Origin of the sequence: Micromonospora sp. WMMB235, assembly GCF_001855515.1 — a bacterium.
Taxonomy (GTDB): Bacteria; Actinomycetota; Actinomycetes; order Mycobacteriales; family Micromonosporaceae; genus Micromonospora; species Micromonospora aurantiaca.
The window spans coordinates 4,852,932-4,874,507 of the sequence record NZ_MDRX01000001.1 but is presented as its reverse complement, the minus strand read 5'-3'; the positions used below and the strand labels follow the sequence as shown (position 1 = coordinate 4,874,507).

General features: G+C 73.1%; 17 protein-coding genes. 11 read left to right on the top strand and 6 right to left on the bottom strand.

The window, feature by feature from the left end; all coding sequences use genetic code 11:
- The first annotated feature begins 146 nt into the window (after positions 1-146).
- From BFV98_RS21445 to nagA, 3 genes are all read left to right on the top strand, one after another.
- The gene (locus BFV98_RS21445) at positions 147-1,076 is read left to right on the top strand and encodes an SIS domain-containing protein (protein WP_071097584.1); all 930 of its coding nucleotides are present in this window, start codon (positions 147-149) and stop codon (positions 1,074-1,076) included.
- A gap of 112 nt (positions 1,077-1,188) precedes the next feature.
- Positions 1,189-2,121, top strand: coding sequence for an ROK family protein (locus BFV98_RS21440; RefSeq protein ID WP_071097582.1), 933 nt, complete (start codon positions 1,189-1,191; stop codon positions 2,119-2,121).
- Positions 2,118-3,227: an N-acetylglucosamine-6-phosphate deacetylase gene (nagA, locus tag BFV98_RS21435; protein WP_047891124.1), complete on the top strand. Its 1,110-nt coding sequence runs from the start codon at positions 2,118-2,120 to the stop codon at positions 3,225-3,227. The genes BFV98_RS21440 and nagA overlap by 4 nt, the downstream gene beginning before the upstream one ends.
- A 13-nt stretch (positions 3,228-3,240) precedes the next feature.
- Here nagA and BFV98_RS21430 read toward each other — a convergent pair whose 3' ends face one another.
- On the bottom strand, positions 3,241-4,449 hold the full coding sequence (locus BFV98_RS21430) for a DUF4032 domain-containing protein (RefSeq protein ID WP_013288884.1): 1,209 nt from the start codon (positions 4,447-4,449) through the stop codon (positions 3,241-3,243).
- 111 nt (positions 4,450-4,560) lie between these two features.
- Here BFV98_RS21430 and BFV98_RS21425 point away from each other — a divergent pair, with 111 nt between their 5' ends.
- Both BFV98_RS21425 and BFV98_RS21420 read left to right on the top strand, forming a co-directional pair.
- On the top strand, positions 4,561-5,328 hold the full coding sequence (locus tag BFV98_RS21425; protein WP_071097580.1) for a phosphatase PAP2 family protein: 768 nt from the start codon (positions 4,561-4,563) through the stop codon (positions 5,326-5,328).
- Positions 5,329-5,413: 85 nt separating this feature from the next.
- Complete coding sequence (locus tag BFV98_RS21420; protein WP_071098963.1) at positions 5,414-7,966, top strand: glycosyl hydrolase family 18 protein; 2,553 nt, start codon at positions 5,414-5,416, stop codon at positions 7,964-7,966.
- Between the two features lie 97 nt (positions 7,967-8,063).
- Here BFV98_RS21420 and BFV98_RS21415 read toward each other — a convergent pair whose 3' ends face one another.
- Positions 8,064-9,209 carry a hypothetical protein gene (locus tag BFV98_RS21415; RefSeq protein WP_071097579.1) on the bottom strand — a complete coding sequence of 382 codons (1,146 nt, stop codon included), beginning with the start codon at positions 9,207-9,209 and terminating at the stop codon, positions 8,064-8,066.
- 298 nt (positions 9,210-9,507) lie between these two features.
- Between BFV98_RS21415 and BFV98_RS21410 the strand changes: the two genes are divergently transcribed.
- On the top strand, positions 9,508-10,749 hold the full coding sequence (locus tag BFV98_RS21410) for an APC family permease (RefSeq protein WP_071097577.1): 1,242 nt from the start codon (positions 9,508-9,510) through the stop codon (positions 10,747-10,749).
- 124 nt (positions 10,750-10,873) lie between these two features.
- On the opposite strand, the gene BFV98_RS21405 is transcribed toward BFV98_RS21410, so the two are convergent.
- Positions 10,874-12,658, bottom strand: a complete 1,785-nt coding sequence (locus tag BFV98_RS21405; protein ID WP_176921712.1) for a TrkA family potassium uptake protein — start codon at positions 12,656-12,658, stop codon at positions 10,874-10,876.
- Positions 12,659-12,745: 87 nt separating this feature from the next.
- Between BFV98_RS21405 and BFV98_RS21400 the strand changes: the two genes are divergently transcribed.
- The 4 genes from BFV98_RS21400 (at position 12,746) to BFV98_RS21385 (ending at position 16,816) form a co-directional block, all read left to right on the top strand.
- Positions 12,746-13,225: an MSMEG_6728 family protein gene (locus BFV98_RS21400; RefSeq protein WP_071097575.1), complete on the top strand. Its 480-nt coding sequence runs from the start codon at positions 12,746-12,748 to the stop codon at positions 13,223-13,225.
- Between the two features lie 197 nt (positions 13,226-13,422).
- Positions 13,423-14,967, top strand: a complete 1,545-nt coding sequence (locus BFV98_RS21395; RefSeq protein ID WP_030272078.1) for an FAD-dependent oxidoreductase — start codon at positions 13,423-13,425, stop codon at positions 14,965-14,967.
- Positions 14,968-15,021: 54 nt separating this feature from the next.
- Positions 15,022-16,158: a hypothetical protein gene (locus tag BFV98_RS21390; protein ID WP_030272076.1), complete on the top strand. Its 1,137-nt coding sequence runs from the start codon at positions 15,022-15,024 to the stop codon at positions 16,156-16,158.
- 217 nt (positions 16,159-16,375) lie between these two features.
- Positions 16,376-16,816: an HNH endonuclease gene (locus tag BFV98_RS21385; RefSeq protein ID WP_013475060.1), complete on the top strand. Its 441-nt coding sequence runs from the start codon at positions 16,376-16,378 to the stop codon at positions 16,814-16,816.
- Between the two features lie 75 nt (positions 16,817-16,891).
- Here BFV98_RS21385 and BFV98_RS21380 read toward each other — a convergent pair whose 3' ends face one another.
- Positions 16,892-17,515, bottom strand: a complete 624-nt coding sequence (locus BFV98_RS21380) for a TetR/AcrR family transcriptional regulator (protein WP_030272074.1) — start codon at positions 17,513-17,515, stop codon at positions 16,892-16,894.
- A 69-nt stretch (positions 17,516-17,584) separates the two neighbouring features.
- Between BFV98_RS21380 and BFV98_RS21375 the strand changes: the two genes are divergently transcribed.
- Positions 17,585-18,136 carry a peroxiredoxin-like family protein gene (locus BFV98_RS21375; protein WP_030272072.1) on the top strand — a complete coding sequence of 184 codons (552 nt, stop codon included), beginning with the start codon at positions 17,585-17,587 and terminating at the stop codon, positions 18,134-18,136.
- A gap of 48 nt (positions 18,137-18,184) precedes the next feature.
- On the opposite strand, the gene BFV98_RS21370 is transcribed toward BFV98_RS21375, so the two are convergent.
- Complete coding sequence (locus BFV98_RS21370; protein ID WP_030272070.1) at positions 18,185-18,949, bottom strand: enoyl-CoA hydratase/isomerase family protein; 765 nt, start codon at positions 18,947-18,949, stop codon at positions 18,185-18,187.
- A 76-nt stretch (positions 18,950-19,025) separates the two neighbouring features.
- Positions 19,026-21,425, bottom strand: a complete 2,400-nt coding sequence (locus BFV98_RS21365) for a M4 family metallopeptidase (RefSeq protein WP_013475056.1) — start codon at positions 21,423-21,425, stop codon at positions 19,026-19,028.
- Between the last annotated feature and the right edge of the window lie 151 nt (positions 21,426-21,576).

Sequence of the window (21,576 nt, the reverse complement as noted above, 5' to 3'; positions counted from 1 at the left end):
GTGCGCGAAACTAGGTCCGCGCAAAACCCTGCGCTGCGCGAACGGGGAGACGGTTGCCACGGCCACCAGGTTTCACGCAGAATGACGCGCGAAAGGCGGCCGTATCGCGCCGTATTGCGCAAGGTCTCCCCTGGGGAGGAGTTGTCATGGCGTACGTGCACGCGGAGATCGCGAGCCAGCCCGACTGCTGGCGGGAGGCGGCGCGACTCGCCCCGACCGTCGCCGAGCACCTGCCGCGCCCCGGCGAGCGGGTCGCCGTGGTCGGTTGCGGCACGTCGTGGTTCATGGCGATGGCGTACGCCGGGCTGCGCGAGGCCGCCGGCCAGGGCGAGACCGACGCCTTCCAGGCCAGCGAGTTCCCGGCCGACCGCCGCTACGACCGGCTGATCGCGATCACCCGCTCCGGCACCACCACCGAGGTGCTCGACCTGCTCACCGCGTTGCGCGGCCGGATCCCCACCACGGTCCTGGTCGGCGACCCCGACTCGGCCGCCGTCGCGCTCGCCGACGCCACGGTCGCGCTGCCCTTCGCCGACGAGCGGTCGGTGGTGCAGACCCGCTTCGCCACCACCGCGCTCGCGCTGCTGCGCGCCCACCTCGGCGAGGACCTCGGGCGGCTGGCCGCCGACGCCGAGGTGGCCGTACGCGCCCCGCTGCCGATCGACCCGGCCGGCATCGAGCAGGTCACCTTCCTCGGTCGCGGCTGGACCGTCGGGCTGGCCCAGGAGGCCGCTCTGAAGTGCCGCGAGGCGGCCACGTTCTGGGCCGAGGCGTACCCGGCCATGGACTACCGGCACGGCCCGATCTCGGTCGCCGCGCCCGGACGGCTGGTCTGGGCACTCGGCGAGATCCCGGACGGCCTGCCCGAGGACGTGGCCGCGACCGGCGCCGCGTTCGTGCACAGCCGCACGCACGGCTGGCGCACGGTGCTGACGAGCTGGTCGGCCGGCCGCAACCCGGTCGACCCGATGGCCGACCTGATCCTGGCCCAGCGCTTCGCGGTCGCGCTCGCCACCAGCCGCGGCCTCGACCCGGACGCGCCGCGCCACCTGACCCGGTCCGTGGTCCTGGCATGAGCGAACGCACCGAGCGCAGCGAGGGCCGTGAGCGCATGCGAAGCCGGCACGGCATGAGCGAACGCACCGAGCGCAGCGAGGGCCGTGAGCGCATGCGAAGCCGGCAGACGGCGTGAGCGCAGGCGACGAGGTCGTCGTCGCGCTGGACGTGGGCGGCACCGGGATGAAGTGCGCCCTGGTCCGGCCGGACGGCACGACTGTGCACACCGAACGGCACGCCACCGACGCGCAGCGCGGCCCGGAGGCCGTGGTCGGCACAATCCTCGACGTGGCCGAAGGGCTCGCCGGCAAGGCCCGCGCCGACGGCCGTACCCCGGTGGCCTGCGGCATCGCCGTACCCGGAGTGGTCGACGAGGAGCGCGGCGTCGCGGTCTGGTCGGCGAACGTGGGCTTCCGGGACGTACCCCTGCGGGAGCTGGCGGGCACGCGGCTGGGACTGCCGGCGGCGCTCGGCCACGACGTGCGGGCGGGCGGCCTGGCCGAGGCCCGGCTCGGTGCCGGACGGGACGGCGGGCATGTGCTGTTCGTCGCGATCGGCACCGGCATCGCCGCCGCCCACGTGGTCGACGGGTCGGCCGCCACCGGCGCGCACGGCGCCGCCGGGGAGATCGGCCACATCCTGGTACGCCCCGGCGGCCCGCGCTGCGGATGCGGGCGGACCGGCTGCCTGGAGGCGGTGTCGTCGGCCTCGGCGATCGGACGCCGGTACGCCGAGCTGTCAGGCGCGCCCACCACCGCCGCCCAGGTGGCCGACCGGGCGGCGGCCGGTGAGCCGCTCGCCGTGGAGGTGTGGCAGGAGGCGGTCGAGGCGCTCGCCGACGGACTCGCCACCGGGCAGGCGCTCTACGATGTCTCGACAGTGGTGCTCGGCGGCGGGCTGGCCCAGGCCGGTCCCCGGCTGTTCGACCCGCTGCGGACGGCGTTGCGCGAGCGGCTGACGTTCCACCGCGAGCCGCGCCTGGTCGCGGCCGACCTCGGTGACGAGGCCGGCTGCCTGGGCGCCGCCCTGCTGGCCCTGGACACCCTGGCGAAGGAGAGTCGATGACCCGGCGCGTGACCGGCAAGGTGGTGACCCCGACCGGCGTCATCCGGCAGGGTTGCGTGGAGATCGCCGACGGGCGGATCACCGCTGTCGCCGAGTATCCGTCGGTGCGCGACGGCCACTGGATCGTGCCGGGCTTCGTGGACATGCACACCCACGGCGGCGGCGGGCACACGTTCACCACCGGCGACGCGGAGTCGGCCCGGCAGGCTGCCGCGTTCCACAGCGGGCACGGCACCACCACGCTGCTGGCCAGCCTGGTCAGTTCCCCGTTCGAGCTGATGCGCGACGCGACCGCCGCCTACCGTCCGCTGGTGGAGTCCGGCGTGCTCGCCGGCGTCCACTTCGAAGGCCCGTACCTGTCCGCCGACCGCTGCGGCGCGCAGAACCCGGAGTTCCTGCGCGACCCGTCCACCGCGGAGCTGACCGAGCTGATCGAGCTGGGCGGCGGCGCCGTACGCATGGTCACGATCGCTCCCGAGCGGGACGGCGCCACCGAGGCGATCGAGCTGCTGGTGTCGCACGGCGTGGTCGTGGCGGTCGGGCACACCGACGCCACCTGGGAGCAGACCCGGGCGGCGGTGGCCGCGGGCGCGACGGTCGGCACCCACCTGTTCAACGGGATGCGCCCGGTGCACCACCGCGAGCCCGGCCCGGTGGTGGCGCTGCTGGAGGCCCCGAACGTGGTGTGCGAGCTGGTCGCCGATGGGGTGCACCTGCACGACGGCATGCTCGGCTTCGCCACGTCGGTGGCCGGCCCGGAGCGGGCCGCGCTGATCACCGACGCGATGGCCGCCGCCGGGATGCCGGACGGCGAGTACGAGCTGGGCGGCCAAGCGGTCACCGTGTCCGGTGGGGTGGCCCGGCTCAGCCGTGACGGCGCGATCGCCGGCAGCACGCTCACTATGGACGCGGCGCTGCGGCACGCGGTCGGCGCGGGTGTGGCCCTGCCGGACGCCTGCCGGATGGTCGCCACCACCCCGGCCCGCGCGATCGGCCTGGGCGACCAGGTGGGCGCGCTGGTCGCCGGGCTGCGCGCCGACCTGGTGATGTTGGACGACGACCTGAACGTGGTGCGGGTGATGCGCGGCGGCGACTGGGTGGAGTGATCCGCCCCCGGCGTCAGGCGCTCGGCACCTCGACGCCGAGCACCGCCTGCTCGTCCGGCCGGTGCACGAGCACGTCGGCCAGGTACGACTGCACCGCCCGGCGCATCCCGACGTCCCGCCCGGCCTGCTCGGAGAGCAGCCACTTGTGCTCGATGATCTGGGCGAACAGCTCCTGCGGCTCCAGCTTGTTCCGCAGGTGCGCAGGCACGGCCCGGACCACCGGCTCGAAGACCTCGGTCAGCCAGCGGTGCGCCGCCTGCTGCTCGTCGGTCAGGTCGCTCTCCAGCCGGTAGGCGTCGAGGTCGTTGAGGAGCCTGCGGGCCTGGTTCTCCTCCGCGTCCAGGCCGGTCAGGCGCAGCAGCCGCCGGGTGTGGTAGCCGGCGTCGACCACCTTCGGCCGGACCAGGTAGCGCCCGTTGTCGACTGTCGACATGGCCACCTCGGCCACGTCGAAGCCCAGCTCGTTGAGGCGGCGGATGCGCCCCTCGATGTCGTGCCGGGCGGCGCGCTCGACCTGCTGCTCGTAGGTGATCTCGTGCCAGAGCCGCTCGTAGCGCTGCACGACCTCCTCGCAGACCACCTCCGGGTCGATCGACTCGTGCAGCAGGCCGGCGGCCTGGAGGTCGAGCGCCTCGCCGAAGATGTTGACCCGGGCGATCTCCAGGTCCTCGCCGCGCTGGCCGTTCGACAGCGACGGGTGCAGCGCGCCGGTCTCTGCGTCGACCAGGTACGCGGCGAACGCGCCCGCGTCCCGCCGGAACAGCGTGTTCGACAGCGAGCAGTCGCCCCAGAAGAAGCCGGTCAGGTGCATCCGCACGATCAGCGCGGCCAGCGCGTCCAGCAGCCGGTTCATGGTCTCCGGGCGCAGCGTGTTGGAGAACAGCGCCCGGTAGGGCAGCGAGAACTGGAGGTGACGGGTGATCAGCACCGGGTCCAGCGGTTCACCGTCGTCGGTCTGCCGGTCGGCCACGATCGCGATGGCCTCGACCGACGGGAAGTCGATCCGCTCCAGCGCCCGCAGCAGGTCGTACTCGCGCTCGGCGACCCGCTCGCCGGTCTCCTTCACCGCGTAGACGTACCCGCCGAGCCGGACGAACCGCACGATGTGCCGGGAGATGCCCTGCGGCAGCGCCACCAGGTGTTCGGCAGGCCACTGCTCCAGCGGTGTCGACCAGGGGAGGTCGAGCAGCGCCGGGTCGACGAGAGCCGAGGTGATCCGCACGGCAACCAGTGTGACCGCTGACCCCCGCGCCGCGCTTCCCTTCGTGGTTGGGCACACAGCCGCCGATGCCCGCGCCGCCCCGCCGCCGCCGGCGGCCGGTAGCGTGGTCGCGTGCGTCAGACCTCGGGGGTACGCGGTGACCTGCGGCTGCGGCCGGTCCGGCCGGCCGGGTGGTGGTTCGACCTGCTGCTGCTCGCGGCAGTGGTGGCGCTGACCGTCGCGCTCGCCTCCGGTCACCTGTTCGGCCTCGACCGGGCGGTGGCCGACTGGTCCGACGAGAACCGCCCGGCCGCCGCCCGCTGGGTGGCGATGACGCTGAACCTGCTCGGCCAGGGCACGCCGCTGACGCTGCTCGCGGCCGGGCTGGGCGTGCTGCTGGCGTGGCGGCTGCGCTCGGTGCGGCCGCTGCTGCCGCCGGTGGCCGGGTTCGTGCTCACGTTCTTCACGATCGGCCCGCTGAAGGTGTGGACGGCCCGCCCGGCGCCGAGCGCCTCGGTCAAGGAGCCGTTCCTGTCGCCCGAGCAGACGCTGCCGCTGTTCCAGCACGACCTGCCGGTGCGTTTCGCGCAGTCGTACCCGTCGGGGCACGTCGCCAACTCGATCGTCTGGTACGGCGTCCTGGCCCTGCTGCTGGCCCCGCTCGTGCGTACGCTCGGCCGCACAGTGCCGCCCCGGCTGGTCACAGTGGTCCGGGTGGTGCCACCGGCGGTGGTCTTCTGCACCACCGTCTACCTGGGCTGGCACTGGCTGACCGACTCGGTCGCCGGGCTGCTGCTCGGCCTGCTGCTGGACCGCCTGCTGCACCGGGTGCCCTGGAACAGCCTGCCGCTGCCGGCGCGGCTCCACGGCTGGGCCCGGCCGGCGGAGCATCTCGACTAGCAGTCCGCCTCTTGTCTCGGCGTATCGACACCGGTATACATTTAGCGACCTTAACAGTTAAGTTTGTTAAATGTAGGAGGTGCGCGTGCTGGCGAGACGAATCAGCCGCTGGCTGTCGGCCGGCGCCGCCGGTCTGCTGACCGCGATGACGGCGGTGGTCGTGGCCGCCCCGGACGCCCGGTCGGCCGCCGCCGACGACGAGGCGTGCCGGCCCGACGGGCTCTACCGCACGCCCGGGGTCTCGGTGCCCTACTGCACCGTCTACGACACCGCGGGCCGGGAGAAGATGGGTGCGGACCACACCCGCCGGATCATCGGCTACTTCACCAGCTGGCGGACCGGCCGCAACGGCGCCCCGGCCTACCTGGTGAACCAGATCCCCTGGCAGAAGGTCACCCACATCAACTACGCGTTCGCCCACGTCGACGGCGGCAACCGCATCTCCGTGGGCGACCCCGGCGCCCCGGACAACCCGGCGACGAACATGACCTGGCCCGGCGTGGCCGGTGCCGAGATGGACCCGGCCCTGCCGTACACCGGGCACTTCAACCTGCTCAACAAGTACAAGAAGCAGAACCCCGGAGTCCGCACGCTGATCAGCGTCGGCGGCTGGGCCGAGACCGGCGGCTTCATCGACGACAGAGGCAACCGCATCGACTCCGGCGGCTTCTACCGGATGACCACCACCGGCACCAACACGGTGAACACCGCCGGCATCAACACGTTCGCCGACTCGGTGGTGACGTTCCTGCGCACGTACGGCTTCGACGGGGTGGACATCGACTACGAGTACCCCACCTCCAACAACAAGGCCGGCAACCCGCTCGACTTCGCCCAGGCCGACGCCAAGCGGGCCGGTCTCAACGCCTCGTACCAGGTGCTGATGCGCACGCTGCGGGAGAAGCTCGACCGGGCTGCCGCCACCGACGGCAGGCACTACCTGCTCACCGTGGCCGCGCCCGCGTCCGGCTGGCTGCTGCGCGGGATGGAGTCCTACCAGGCGTTGCAGTACCTCGACTACGTCAACGCGATGTCCTACGACCTGCACGGCGCGTGGAACCACTTCGTCGGGCCGAACGCGGCGCTCTACGACAACGGCGACGACGCCGAGCTGGCCGCGGGCGGCGTGTACGGCGCCTACTCCGGCATCGGCTACCTGAACACCGACTGGGCGTACCACTACTTCCGGGGCGCGCTGCCCAGCGGCAGGGTGAACATCGGCGTGCCCTACTACACCCGGGGCTGGCAGGGCGTCACCGGCGGCACCAACGGCCTGTGGGGACGGGCGGCGCTGCCCGACCAGACCAAGTGTCCGGCCGGCACCGGCGGCTCGATCGGCTCCACCACCCCCTGCGGCAACGGCGCGGTCGGCATCGACAACCTCTGGCACGACCTCGACGCCGCCGGCAACGAGGTGCCCGGCGGCGCCAACCCGATGTGGCACGCGAAGAACCTCCAGGCCGGCATCACCGGCGACTACCTGGCCGGATACGGCCTCACCCCGGCCACCGACCCGGCCGACCGGATCAGCGGCAGCTACGCCCGTAACTACTCGGCCGCGCTGGTCGCGCCCTGGCTGTGGAACGCGGAGAAGAAGGTCTTCCTCTCCACCGAGGACGACCAGTCGCTCGCCGCCAAGGCCGACTACGTCGCGGCCAAGGGCCTCGGCGGCGTGATGATCTGGGAACTCGCCGGCGACTACGCCTACGACTCCGCCAAGGGCCGGTACGGCATGGGCGACACGCTGACCACGCTGCTCTACGACCGGCTGAAGGCCGCACCGGCGTACGGCGCCCGCAAGGCGGGCATCACCATGCCCACCCGGACGCTGGACGTGGCGGTCGGCATGGGTGGTTTCGCGCTCGGCGACAACAACTACCCGATCAACCCCGAGCTGCGGCTGACCAACAACACCGGCGCACCGATCCCGGCCGGCGCGCACCTGGAGTTCGACTATCCCACCACCACCCCGGCCACGCTCAGCCAGCAGTCCGGCTGGGCGCTCACCACTGTCACCACCGGCCACACCGGCAGCAACGTGGGCGGCCTGAAGGGCGACCACAACCGGGTACGCCTCACCGTGCCGGCCGCAATCGCGCCCGGCTCGTACGCCGAGGTGACGCTCAACTATCAGCTCCCGATCTCCGGCCCGGCCAACTTCACGCTCGCCTTCGGCGGCCAGACGTACGCGCTGGCCGGGGACTGGGCACGTGGTGGCGAGGTGGTCACGCCGTCGCCCAGCCCGAGCGGTTCCGTCCCACCCGGCGGGGGCACCTGCACCGCGCCGGCCTGGTCGGCGTCCACCGCGTACTCCGGCGGTGCAACCGTCTCGCACGCCGGACGGACCTGGAGCGCGAAGTGGTGGACCCAGGGCGAGACGCCGGGCAGCGCCGCGGTCTGGGCCGACCAGGGTGCCTGCACGGGCTCCCCGACGCCGACCACCTCCCCGACGCCCACCGGCTCGCCGTCACCCACCGGCGGTGCATGTGCCGCGCCGGCCTGGGCCGCGGGCACCGCGTACCCCGGAGGTGCCGTGGTGTCCTACGGCGGACACCGGTGGACCTCCCGGTGGTGGACCCAGGGAGACGTGCCGGGGACCAACAGCCAGGGCGTGTGGACCGACAACGGGCCCTGCTGAACCCGATCCCGGTGCCGCCGGCGGGATCCTGCCGGCGGCACCGGCCGTTCACCCGGGGGACCCGGGCCTCCGGTGTGTGGAACGGCGGGCACGGCGCTCAGCCTGCCGTCCGGATCTCCACGATGCTGATCCGGGTACGGGTGCTGTAGGTCAGCCTCCGGCGGTGGTCGTCGTCCGCCGGCCGCACCGCCACCTGGACGCGGATCTGGGTGCCCTTCGGCAGCTCGACCCGTTCGTCCGGCGTGCTCACCACGAACACCCCGCCGGTGGTCTCCGGGTCGACCGACACCCGCTCCTGCCGCAGCAACGGGGTGTCGTTCTCCGCGTCTCCGGGCCGGGTGTACTCGGCGCGTATCCGGACCAGGTCGTCACGCCGCAACCCGCGCAGGTCGACTGTCGCCTGGATGCTCACCAGCCCGGTCTCCGGCACCGTCCAGTGGTACAGGCCGGTAGCCCAGCGGATGGCGTGGAACCGGTCGGTGGTGTCGAGCGTGTCGCCGGCGTGCGCGGTGCTGTGGAAGGTGGCGATCACGTCCCGCTTGGTCGTCGTGGACGTCTTCTCCCCGATCATCTTCGCGAAGTCGTCGGCGGTGCCGCGGAACGCGTCCGCGTCGCAGGTGTGCTGGCGGCCGATGATCGCCGAATCGGTGAACTGCCAGATCCGCGGCGTCTCCGCCGGCTTGCCGTAGCGCGTCCAGCCCGGGCCGGAGTCCCCGCCGGCCCGCGCGTACGCGGCCTTGAAGTCCTCGGCCACCCGGTACGGGTAGTCGGCGTTCCAGCGCGGGAAGTCGCCCAGGTCGTCGTCGCCGTACTGGCCGCGCGACGCGTACATCACCGCCACCTTGCCGGTGCGTTCCTCCAGTTCCCGGCCCACGTCGACGCCGATGTGCGGGGGCACGTCGTCGGTCGGCCAGCGCTCCAGGTCGATCTGCCAGAAGAACCCGTCGTACGTGCGCCACCAGGGGGTGTGCTTGTCGGCGTAGTCGATGGCGGTGGCCGCCTGGTCCTCGATGGAGACGTCGGAGTGCACCACCACGTACATGCCCAGGAACGGGATGCCCGCGTCCTTCGCGGCGGTGAGCATCACCCCGTAGTACTGGCTGTGGAACGTGCCGTCGCGCGACTGTTCCGTGCCCTTGTAGGTCATGAAGTCGATGCCCGCGGCGCGGGCCTCCCGGATCCGGTCGGCCGTCAACCCCCGGTCGACGTCGTAGTCACTGGCGTCCCAGCCGAAAAGCGTCATGTGCGGTACCTCCCGCGTTCGCGGAGAAGACGTTCCCGAAATTGCCGGAGCCGATTCGAGGGCACCATTGCCCGATCGACGCAGAAAGAATCTGATCATCGCCATCGGATAATCGGCACGGAACATTTGCGAACCGCGCTGGCGGGGCGATTCGCTCCCGCTTTGACCTGCATAAACGACTCTACCGAGGGGTTCGGCGATCGGCCACCGCTGAACGCCGATTAATTATGCAAATCATTTTCGTCAATTTCCGGCCGGTGGGCACCTGCCGTTCACCTGAGCGCCCTAGGCTGCCGGTGTGGAACAACTGACGCGGCGACTCGGCGTACCCGATGCGGTGGTCATCGGTCTGGGCTCGATGCTCGGCGCGGGCGTCTTCGTGGTCTTCGCACCGGCCGCGGCTGCCGCGGGCGGTCCGGGCCTGCTGGTCGCGCTGGCGGTCGCGGGCTTCATCGCCTACTGCAACGCGACCAGCTCGGCCCGGCTCGCCGCCCGCTACCCCGAGTCCGGCGGCACCTACGTCTACGGCCGGGAACGGCTGCACCCGTTCGCCGGTTTCCTCGCCGGCTGGGGATTCGTGGTCGGCAAGACGGCGAGCTGCGCGGCCATGGCGCTGACCGTCGGGGCGTACCTGTGGCCGGGGCGGGCGCGGCTCGTCGCGGTCCTCGCGGTGGTGGCGGTGACGGCGGTGAACCTGCGCGGCATCGGCAAGACCGCCACCGCCACCCGGGTCCTCGTCGCCGTGGTGCTCACGGTGCTCACCGTGGTGGCGGTGACCGGCGCGCCGCAGGTGGCGGCCGACCGGCTCACCGCGCCGGCCGGAATCGGGGCGGGCGGCGTGCTGACCGCCGCCGGCCTGCTGTTCTTCGCCTTCGCCGGGTACGCGCGGATCGCCACGCTGGGCGAGGAGGTCCGCGACCCGGAGCGCACCATCCCCCAGGCGATGCCGCTGGCGCTCGGCGCGGTGCTGGCGATCTACCTGACGCTGGCAGTGGTCGCGCTCGGCGTGCTCGGCGCCGACCGGCTGGCGTCCACCGACGCGCCGCTGGTCGAGGTGGTGACCACCGCCGGGCACCCGGGCCTGGCCTGGCTGGTCCGGGCCGGCGCCGCAGTCGCGGTGACCGGTGTGCTGCTGTCGCTGCTGGCGGGCGTCGGCCGCACCATGCTGGCGATGGCCCGCCGCCGGGACCTGCCCGGCGCGCTCGCGGCGGTCCATCCGCGCCACCGGGTGCCGCACCGCGCCGAGCTGGCGGTGGCCGCCGTGGTCGCCGCCGTGGTGACAGTGGGCGACATCCGGGGCGCGATCGGCTTCTCCAGCTGCACGGTGCTGGTCTACTACGCGATCACCAACGCGTCGGCGCTGACGCTCGGCCCGGACCCGGCCCGGCGCGTCCCGGTACGGCTGCTCGCCGCGCTCGGGCTCGTCGGCTGCCTGGTGCTGGCGGTCAACCTGCCGCTGCCGAGCGTCCTCGCCGGGTTCGGCGTGCTCGCCCTCGGCGCGCTCGGGTACGCGGTCCGCAGCCGTCGTCGACCTGCCTGACGCGGCCCGGCCGCCTTGACGCGGCCGGCAGCCCTTGATGCGCCGGCAGCCCTTGATGCGCTGGCTGCCCTTAATGCGCCCGGCGGCCTTGGCGCCCGGCGGCCGTGACCGCTGGCGCGTCCGGTCACTCCTGCGGGCGGCGTGCGGCGGGCGGGCCGGTGGGTGCCGGCGGCGGCGCGGGCGTGGTCTCCCGGAGCAGGGCGGTCAGCCCGGCCCGCCGGGCCACCACAGTCAGCCGGTCACCGGCCTGGATCACCATGCGGGGGTCGGCCGACCAGTCGGCCTTCTGGTTCGGCCGGGTGTGCGCGAGCAGGCGTACCTCGCCGGGCCGGGCCACCGCGCTCAGCGGACTCCCGTCCAGCGGCGAACCGGCCACCACCGGCACCTCGGTGACCAGCAGCGCGTGCCGGTCGACCGGGATGGTGGCGACCACAGCGCGATCCAGCAGGGCCGCCGCGAACGCCGGCGCGGCCAGATAGGACACGCTGCGCGAGATGCCGATGCCGAACGCCTGCTGGATCCGCTCGGCGAAGTCGCCGTCGAACAGCCGCAGCACCACGCGCAGGTCCGGGTCGAGGGACCGGGCGATCAGCGCCGCTCGCAGGTTCGTCCCGTCGTCGGTGGACACCACCACGAGCGCCTGGCAGGTGTCCACCGAGGCGGACCGGAGCGTCTCCTCCCGGCCCGCGTCGCCCACGATCAGCGGCACCCCCAGCCGGCGCGCCAGCGGGGCGCCGCGTGCGTCCGGGTTCTTGTCGATCGCCACCACCTCGACACCGAAGTCGTGCAACTGCGCCATCACCCGGGTGCCGATGTTGCCCAGCCCGACCATCACCACGTGCCCGGAGCGGTCCGGCTGGACCCGGCCCGCGTGCAACGCCAGCCGGGCGTTGACGATGCCGTCGACCACCGCGGCCGTGATCAGCGGGATCAGCGCCAGCCCGGCCAGGTTGAGCACCACCTGCATCACCTGGGCCGCGACCGGCTTGTTGACGTCCGGATCCTGGCCGGTGAGCGTGGTGACCAGCGTCAGGTAGACCGCCTCGCTCCAGCTCACGTCGGCGGCCCGCGCGTTGAGCCAGCCCAGCGCCGCGATCACCCCGAGCAGCACCAGCACCGCGATACCGATCTTGCGGGTGGCGAAGTGACGGACCGCCCGCAGCAGGACGGCGACCGGCTGCCTGCGCCGCCGCGCCCGTACCAGCCGCCGCGCGGCGACCTCGGTGCCCGCCGGCCGCCCGGTCGCCTCGGCCAGCACCACGTCGGCCGCCGCCTCGTCAGCGGGCAGCACCCGGACCAGGTCCGGATCGGTGGTGACGGCAAGGCCGCAGACCACGTCCTGCTGGAGTACGTCGTCGCGGCGGGCCACGTAGAGCGTGCGCCCCGCGTGCCGGAAGTGGGTCGGCGCCACCTCGCCCAGCGCGGCGGCCACGAAGGCGGGTGCGGCGATCGAGGCGTCCGAGAGCACCGCCGAGTCGGGGAAGAGCTGCCGCAGCCCGTCCGCCAGGTTGGTGTTGAACATCCGAACCACCAGGCGCAGCCGCGACTCGACCTCCTGCGCGCAGAGCGCGGCGTGCATGTTGCCCACGTCGTCCTGATGCAGCAGGGCGAGCCCGGCCGCGCCGGCCAGCCCGGCCCGGCGGAACGCGGCCTCGTCGAGGCGCTCCGCCGTGACCACACGTACCCCCGGCACGTCCCGGCCGTCGGGGCCCTCGGACCGGCGGCGGCCCGGCACCACGAGCGTGACCCGCACCCGGCCGTCGGCGCTGTCGGTGGCGAGCAGCGACCGGACCACCCAGTAGGCGAGCGGGTCGGAGCCGCAGACCACGTAGTGGGGGCGTTCGTCACCGTTCATCCGGAGCCGCCAGCCGGTTGCGCGGCGCGCGCGGTCGCGCAGAGGCTCGGCCATGTCCGGATCGTAGTCAGCCGCTCGCGATCCGCGCAGCCCCGGCGATCATGAACGCATGGCACGGCCGGGTACGGGTAGAGCACCGCCATGCAGACGTTCCTGCCGTATCCGGACTTCCTGGCCAGCGCGCGCACGCTGGACCAGAAGCGGCTGGGCAAGCAGCGCGTGGAGGCGATCCAGGTGCTGCGCGGGCTGACCCGGCCGGACTACGGCTGGCGCAACCACCCCGCGGTGAAGATGTGGGCCGGGTACGAGGAGGCGCTGACCCGGTACGGGCTGGACATGTGCGCGGTGTGGTGCGAGCCGGGCCGGGCCGACACCTGCGCCGGGACGCTCGCCACCGACCTCGCCGCCGCCTGCGGCATCTCGGTGATCCGGACCCAGGACGAGCTGGCCGCCGCCGGTGAGCTGCCGCCCTGGCTGGGCCACGACGACCTGCACCGCAGCCACCAGTCGTCGCTGCTGCGCAAGGACCCCGCCCACTATGCACGGTTGTTCGCCGACGTCTCCCCCGACCTGGAGTACGTCTGGCCGCCGTCGGACCGCCCCCGCCGCTGCCTGCCGTGAAAGGAAGGGCCCCTTATTAACGCCTGCGGTAGAGGAAGGGCCCCTTGTTAACACCTCGCCCCACACACCCACGCGACGCACCCAGCACGGGGGCGACGCGGCGTTAAGAAGGGGCCCCGCACATCCGTATGCGTTAAAAGGGGCCCCTTCCTTTCACCTCGGGCAGACTGGGGGGACCGCCGACTGGAGGATGCCCCGTGGGTCTGTCGCAAGTGGTAGGTCGCCTGATCGGCGTACGCGAGCACGTGGTGGACCCGGGCGGCGGTGGCGCCGACCGCGTGCCGCGCCCGGTCCCGGCGCTGGTGGTCGGCGGCGGCATCGCCGGCATGTCGGCGGCGGTGGTGCTGGCCGAGCGTGGGGTGGCGGTGACGGTGCTGGAGGCGGCGCCGCACCTCGGTGGGCGGCTCGGCGCCTGGCCGGAGGATCTGTCCGACGGCGTCCAGCGCAACGAGCACGGCTTCCACGCGTTCTTCCGGCAGTACTGGAACTGGCGGTCGATCCTGCGCCGCGTCGACCCGGCGCTGGGCTTCCTCAAGCCGATCCCGGGCTACCCGATCCTGTCCGAGCAGTGGCCCACGGAGGAGTTCGGCAAGCTGCCGCCCGCGCCGCCGGCGAACCTGCTGGCGCTGCTGCTGCGCAGCCCGAGCCTGCGCCTGGCCGACCTGCGCACGATGGACCGGGACGCGGCGCTGCCGCTGCTCACCTACGACCCGGTACGCACCTACGAGGAGTTCGACGAGCGGACCGCCGACGATCTGCTCACCTCGCTGCGGCTGCCGGACCGGGCGCGGGCCATGCTGTTCGAGGTCTTCTCGCACTCGTTCTTCAACCACGAGGCGGAGATGTCGGCCGCCGAGATGATCGCGCAGTTCCACTTCTACCTGCTCGGCAACCCGGAGGGGCTGGCCTTCGACTGCCCGGATCGGGACTACGGCACGGCGATCTGGGAGCCGCTGACCCGGTACGTGGAGAAGCACGGCGGCCGGGTGCTGACCGGCGCGGCGGCGGCCCGGCTGGACCGTACCCCGGCGGGGTGGCGGGTGACCGGCGCGGACGGCGACGTCTGGGAGGCGCCGCACGTGGTGCTCGCGGTGGACCCGCCCGCGCTCGCCGCGCTCGTCGACGCCTCCCCCGGCCTGGTCGCGGCGGCACCCGAGCTGGTGGCGCGGATGCCCGCGTTCGGCAGACCCGGACCGCCGTACGCGGTGGCGCGCTACTGGATGGACGGGGACGTCCGGGCCGACCGCGCGGTGTTCAGCGGCGTCTCCCGGCAGCCCACGCTGGACTCGGTGACGCTCTACCACCGGCTGGAGGACGAGCCCCGCCGCTGGGCCGCGCGCACAGGCGGCTCGGTGGTGGAGCTGCACGCGTACGCCTGCGAGCCGGACGTGCCGGCCGACGAGCTGGCCGCCCGGATGCTGCGGGAGCTGACCGCGCTCTGGCCGGAGGTGGCCGACCTTCGGGTACGCGAGCTGCGGGCCCGCGTCGAGGCGCAGGCGCCTGCGTTCACGCCTGGCAGCCACGCCTGGCGCCCGGGGGTGGAGACCGACGCGCCGGGCCTCTACCTGGCCGGGGACGGCATTCGCACCGACTTCCCGAGTGCGCTGATGGAACGGTCGGCGGCCACCGGGATCATCGCCGCGAACCACATCCTCCGTGCCGAGGGCGCGGCGGCCGAGCCGGTCCGGTCGATCCGGCCGCGCGGCCTGCTGGCCGGCAAGGCTGGGCCGAAACGGTCATAAGCGCATAAAATCGACTCTACGCTCGACTGATCCGGCGACACGGGAGGTCGGGCGGTGAGCACCGCGACGCGGGATCGGCGCGACGAGGAGCACGGGACACCTCGGGACGAACGGACCGCGGTGGTCACCGCGCTGCGACTCGGCTGGTCCATGGCGGACGCCTACCACCACGCGCAGACCGCCGACCTGACCGGGGACGGGCACCGGCCGGCGCCCGCGCCGCCGAAACTGTCGAACCTGACCGAGCTGGCCGGACGGCACCGGCTCGGCATGTACCTCGACGGCGTGGACGTCGCGCTGGCCCAGATCGCGCCGCTGACCACTGCGGGCCGTACGGTGCCGTCCACCGCCGCCGCCCGGGGCGCCACCGAGGCGGGCCGGGAAACGCTGCTGCGCGCGCTCGACGACCTCAACATCGACGTGCTGCGCTGGACGATGGCGACGAACCACCGGGTGGGTGTGGCGTACCGGCTCGGGCGCTCGCTCGCCGACACCGTGCGGCGCGGCGACGCCGGCCAGCTCGCCGCGCGCTTCGGCGGCCGGCATCTCCAGATCAGCAGGTGGCTGGACGAGCTGGCGAGCGTGCTGCCGCCGTACTCGGCCGCCGTGGTGCGCCGCTCGCTCGCCGCCTGGGCGAAGGCTGTCGGTCGTGCCACTGTGGGCGACCCGGGCGAGGCTGGGCTCGCCGAGCTGGCCCGCGAGCTGCGCAACCAGGGCGACCTGTGGCAGGACGTACTGACCGGCGGCCTGCACCCGCGCGACCTGCTGGACGAGGAGAACTGGGCGGTGATCGCCCGCAACGTCGTCATCCGGGACCGGAAGCTGGTGGCGCAGGCCGCCCGTGGGATCTTCTGGCCGGTGCTGGCGCCCCTGCTGGTGGTGCTGCTGGCGGTCGTCGGGGTCAGCGCCGCCGCGGCGGCCGGTTCCCCCACCACCCGGGCGGCGGTGGCGCTCGTCGGCCTGGGCGCCGGGCTCACCGCGATCTGGCGGTCGATCTCCACGCCCACGCTGTCGGTGGCGGCCGAGGTGAACCGCCCGCTGCTGGACAGCGAGCTGGTGGTGCAGATGACCGCCCGCATCGACCGGCCGCTCGCCGCCGCGAGGCGCGCCGGCCGGGCCGGACGGCAGCGGCGGCCCGCCGACGACGGATCGAAATACGTTGCCCACGATTCCCGGATCGATCTACCGTGAGCGCGCAAGGTCAACCACCGCTCCGGGAGCCGTCGATGTCGCTACGACCCGCCACCACGATGACGTCGTGGCTGCTCGGCGACGGCTGCCGGGAACACGGTCCCTGGCCCGGAGGGCACGACTGACGCGCCTCGCGCGTCCCCGTCGTCGCCGCCCGGTCCCCGTGGACCGGGCGGCTTTTTCGTCGCCGTAGCGCCGATCGTGAAGGGAGAACCCGGTGGACGCCGTCCTCGTCGTCAACGCCGACCTCGGCCCGCTGCACCGGGTCACCGTCAAGCACGCGATCCGGATGCTCTGCCGCCGGGTCGCCGAGATCCACGAGGCCGAGCCCGACCGGGTCATCGGCGTCTTCCCGCTGCCGCGTGTGGTCCGCCTCGTCCGGTACGTGGTGACCCGCTGGCGGTTCAGCGCCGGCCCGGCCTGGTCCCGGGCCGGGGTGCTGGCGCGCGACCGGCGGAAGTGCGCGTACTGCGACGGCGCGGCGAGCACGATCGACCACATCCTGCCCCGCTCGCGCGGTGGCCGGAACACCTGGGGGAACACCACCGCCGCCTGCTACGCGTGCAATCAGCGCAAGGGCGACCGGACCCCGGCCGAGGCGGGCATGCCGCTGCGGCGGGAGCCGGTGACGCCGAGCTGGGCCGCACTGGCGCGGTGACGGACGGCCGGCGGGCACAGGGGGCGGTGCCGGGGGTGAGCCCCGGCGCCGCGCCCGCCGGTCCCACCAAGTCGCCTAGCTGTCGAGACGCCGGGCCAGCCCGTCGAGCAGGAGGTCCAGCCCACCGCCGAACTCGTCCTCCGGTGCGACCGCGCCGGCCTCGCGCGCGGTCGCGGCGAGCAGGGGGAACTCGTCGCGGGGCAGCGCCGCGATGACAGCCGTTCCGGGGCCCGACAGCGCGCCGAGGTGTTCCATCTGGATCGCGCCGACCACGTAGCCGAGCAGGGCGCGGAACGCGATCACCCGTCCGACGCCGGTGAAGCCGGCCCCTGTCAGCACCGCGAGCACCGCCTCGCCCCAGCGCAGGATCGTCGGCGAGCGGTGCCGGTACGCGGGGAGCAACGGCACCACTGCCGGATGGACGCCGACCGCGCGGCGCACCCGGTCGGCCAGGTCCCGGATGCCGTCCGGCCACGGGACGTCGCCCGGCGGACGGGTGTCCACCTGTTCGAGGACCCGCTCGACGACGAGCGCCTCCAGTTCGTCCCGGTCGGCGACGTAGCGGTAGAGGCCCATCGTGCTGGTGCCGAGCTGCGCGCCGACTGCGCGCATGGTGAGGCCGGCGAGGCCGTCCCGGTCGAGCACCGCGAGCGCCGCGTCGGCGAGCTGGGCCGGGGTCAGGGAACGGGGACGGGGCATGGCCTTGACAGCGTACAAGATACGCCTACGGTTGTAGGAGTACGTCGTACGCCTACAACGGGAGCGCGCATGGACGTCGTCACCCCCCGCCACCTGACCAGCGTGACCGGCACCGGGATCGACCTGCCGGATCCGGACCGCCTGATCCACCTCCAGTTCCGGCGCTTCGCCGGCTGCCCGGTCTGCAACCTCCACCTGCGCTCGATCGTCCGCCGGCACGCCGAGATCGAGGCCGCGGGCGTACGCGAGGTGGTGCTCTTCCACTCCCCCGCCGACGAACTGCGCGAGCACGTCGCCGACCTGCCGTTCGCCGTGGTGGCCGATCCGGACCGGCGGCTCTACCGGGAGTTCGGCGTGGAGTCGGCGCGGCGGTCGCTGCTCGACCCGCGCGCCTGGCTGCCGATCCTGCGAGCAGTGGTGACCGGCACCTGGCACGTGCTGCGCGGCCGGGAGCGACTGCCGTCCGCCTCCCCGCACGGCGGGCGGCTCGGGCTGCCGGCCGACTTCCTGATCGCACCCGACGGGCGGGTGCTCGCCGAGAAATACGGCGAACACGCCTCCGACCAGTGGTCGGTGGACGAGCTGTTGGCCCACGTCAGCGCGGACCGCGCGTCGCGGTGACGGCGGACCGTGCCGGCCGGCCGTTCGCGGCTGACGCCTGCCGGCCGGTCAGACGGCGGGCGGCGTCCAGCCGAAGCGCGGCGGGCGGCGCTCGTTGATCGCGGCCACGCCCTCGCGTGCCTCGCCGCTGTCCCGCACCTGGGCGTGCCACCAGGCGAGCCGGTCGGCGTCGGCGCGCCCATCGACGATCTCCTTCGCGGCGGTCACTGTGAGCCGGGACCGCTCGGCGACCGTGGCGGTCAGCGCCGCCACCCGCCCGGCCAGCTCACCGGCCGGCAGCACCTCGTCCACCAGGCCGATCCGCAGCGCCCGCTGGGCGTCGACCAGCTCGCTGGTGAACAGCAGGTGCTTGGCCGCCGACGGGCCGACCAGCGCGGCCAGCCGCCGCGTGGTCGGTGCCGGGTAGACCAGGCCGAGCCGGGCCGGGGGTACGCCGAACCGCGCGTCCGCCGCGGCCAGGCGCAGGTCGCAGGCGACGGCAAGCTGGCACCCGCCACCCACGCAGGCGCCCTCGATCGCGGCGACTGTGGGGCGGCCGAACGCGGCGAGCCGTTCCTCGGCGGCCACCGCGATGCTGCCGTCACCGGCGGCCAGCAGCTCGTCCAGGTCGCCCAGATCGGCGCCGGCGCAGAACGTGCCGCCCGCGCCGGTGAGGACCAGCACCCGTACGGCCGGGTCCGCCTCCAGGCCGTCTAGCAACACCGGGAGCTGCCGCCACATGGCCGGGGTCATGGCGTTGCGCCGGGCCGGGTTGTGGATGACGACAGTGGCCACCGGGCCGTCCAGGGTGACTGTCAGTTCCGCGTCGGACATGGGTCCGACCGTAACGGCCGGGGCCCGCCGACCACCCGCGTGGGGTGGCCGCCGGGCCCCGGGATCGGCGGTCAGGTCAGGAGACGTTGATCGCGGTGTCGTCGATCACGAACGAGGTCTGCAGCGAGACGTCCTCGGTGCCGGTGAACTTCAGCGTGACGGTCTGCCCGGCGTACGCCGCCAGGGAGAACGACTTCTGGCTGTAGCCGCTGGCCTTGTTCAGGTTCGAGTAGGTCGCCAGCGTGGCCAGCACCGAGCCGGACGAGTTGAGCACCTGCACGTTCAGCTTGTCGTACTGGACGCTGGTGGTGCTCTCGGCCGAGTCGATGTGCAGCCAGAACGAGAGGTTGTACGCGGAGCAGCCGCTCGGCAGGCTCACCGACTGCGACAGCGTGTCGGTGCGGGTGCTGCCGTAGCCGTTCAGCCACGCGTTCCACGTACCGGTGCGGGTCGGCTGGCCCTGCGAGCCGTACTGGCCGATCACGCCGGAGGTGGTGGCCCAGACCGTGTTGCCGGACTCGAAGCCGGGGTTGCCGAGCTTCTGGCCGGCGCCGGTGCAGCCGCCGCCCGTGCCGGTCACCGTCAGCGAGTACGTGGCGGTCTTGGTGCCCGACGCCGCGCTGCCGGTGACGGTCACCGAGTAGGTGCCGGTCGGGGTGCCGGAGCTGGTGGCGATGGTGAGCGTGGACGAGCCGCCCGAGGTCACCGAGGCGGGGCTGAACGACGCGGTGGCGCCGGTCGGCAGGCCAGACGCGGAGAACGTCACGGTCTGCGCGGTGCCGCTGGTGGTGGACGTGCCGACGGTGGCGGAGGCCGATCCACCCGCGGTCACCGACCCGGAGGTCGGCGAGAGCGAGACGGAGAAGTCGTTACCGGTCGAGCTGCACGGAGCGTCGTTGCCGGCCACGTTCACCGCGGTCCACGCCGCCTGGACGGTCTTGTACTCGGTGGAGCAGTTGCCGTACAGGTCGGTCGCGGCCCGCAGGGTGTACGCGCGGGCGGTGTTGGCCGGGTTGCTGGTGTTGACGTACGAGGTGTTCGAGGTGAAGTACACGTCGAGCGCCCGGTACCAGATCTTCTCCGCCTTGGCGCGGCCGATGCCGGTCACCGCCGGGGCCGAGCCGCAGACCGGCGAGGTGCCGTACGCGGTGGCGCCGGTGCCCTCGGCGAGGTTGAAGAAGAAGTGGTTGCCGACGCCGGAGGAGTAGTGCACGTCCTTGTTCTTCGTGCTGGTGGACCAGCAGGAGTCGGACGAGCCGTCCAGCGACGGGTTGTACATGTAGCGCAGCGGCGTACCGTTGCCGTTGATGTTGATCTTCTCACCGACCTGGTAGTCGCCCGGGTCGCTCGGCGCGGCGGCGTAGAACTCCACCATGTTGCCGAAGATGTCGCTGGTGGACTCGTTGAGGCCACCGGACTCACCGGAGTAGACCAGCCCGGCCAGCGCCTCGGTGACGCCGTGGCTCATCTCGTGACCGGCCACGTCCAGCGAGACCAGCGGGCGGGAGTTGCCCGAGCCGTCGCCGTAGGTCATCTGGGAGCCGTCCCAGAACGCGTTGACGTAGTTGTTGCCGTAGTGCACCCGGCTCGGCACGCCCTGGCCGTTGCCGAAGATGCCGTTGCGGCCGTGCACGTTCTTGAAGTAGTCGAACGTCTTGGCGGCGCCGAAGTGCGCGTCCACGGCGGCCGACTGCCGGTTCGAGGTGGCGCCGTTGCCCCACGCGTTGTCCGCGTCGGTGAACGTGGTGCAGGTGGAGGTCCCGTTGTTCATGTCGCAGGTGCGGCCGTTGCCGCGCACCGGGTCGATCATCTGGTACGTGCTGCCGGAGAGCGTCGTGTCGATGGTGACCGAGCCGCTGTAGACGCCCTGGCCGGTGCCGGCCACCGTCTCGATCTCGTCGTACGAGCCGATCACCTTGCCGGTGGTGGCGTCGGTGATGACGTGCAGCTTCGACGGCGTCTGCTTGTCCGCCTTCCAGCCGGTCGCGACGGTCTCCCAGGCGAGGCGGCCCTTGCCGCTGCTGGCGTCGACGAACAGTTCCGGCGCGCCGACCGAGGTGAGCGACCCGGAGAACGTCTTGCGGGCGCTGGCCTTGGCCGCGTCCGCGCCGACCTTCGCGGTGGTGCTCAGGGTCAGCGGGGCGGACAGGCTGACCGACGCGCTGGTCAGGGTGCCGTTCGGGGCGGTGTGGATGACGAAGTCACCGCCGTACACCCGGAGACCCTGGTAGGTCCGGCTGTACCGGGTGTGCGCCGCCCCGGAGGGGTCGACCTTGGTGCGGACGGCCTGGTAGGCCTCACCGCCGGCGCCCTGGACGACGCCGGGGTTGGCGCGCAGTAGGCTCGCGGCCTTGGCTGCGGCAGAGGTCTCGGGGCTGGGGGCGGTTGGCGCTGCCGCTTGCGCCGAGGTGGTGACGCAGGCCAGCACGCTGCTGGTGAGCAGCGCTGCGCTGACGGCGGCGACGGATCTTTTCACGGGCCCTCCTGGAAGGCGAAGTTGTGACGGGGGTAGTCACTGATGTAGATATAGCGATACATCGAAGAACGTGAAAGAGGCTGGCGAGATCCCGCCTGAGACATTGACCGAACGGATGAGGAGGACCGGTGGGCCGGAACCGGGTGGTCCC

Bases quoted from the DNA above. Each gene is read 5' to 3' on its own strand.
- BFV98_RS21445 (WP_071097584.1), top strand. From the start codon at position 147: ATGGCGTACGTGCACGCGGAGATCGCGAGCCAGCCCGACTGCTGGCGG.
- nagA (WP_047891124.1), top strand. From the start codon at position 2,118: ATGACCCGGCGCGTGACCGGCAAGGTGGTGACCCCGACCGGCGTCATC.
- BFV98_RS21415 (WP_071097579.1), bottom strand. From the start codon at position 9,209: ATGACGCTTTTCGGCTGGGACGCCAGTGACTACGACGTCGACCGGGGG.
- BFV98_RS21405 (WP_176921712.1), bottom strand. From the start codon at position 12,658: ATGGCCGAGCCTCTGCGCGACCGCGCGCGCCGCGCAACCGGCTGGCGG.
- BFV98_RS21400 (WP_071097575.1), top strand. From the start codon at position 12,746: ATGCAGACGTTCCTGCCGTATCCGGACTTCCTGGCCAGCGCGCGCACG.
- BFV98_RS21380 (WP_030272074.1), bottom strand. From the start codon at position 17,515: ATGCCCCGTCCCCGTTCCCTGACCCCGGCCCAGCTCGCCGACGCGGCG.
- BFV98_RS21375 (WP_030272072.1), top strand. From the start codon at position 17,585: ATGGACGTCGTCACCCCCCGCCACCTGACCAGCGTGACCGGCACCGGG.
- BFV98_RS21370 (WP_030272070.1), bottom strand. From the start codon at position 18,949: ATGTCCGACGCGGAACTGACAGTCACCCTGGACGGCCCGGTGGCCACT.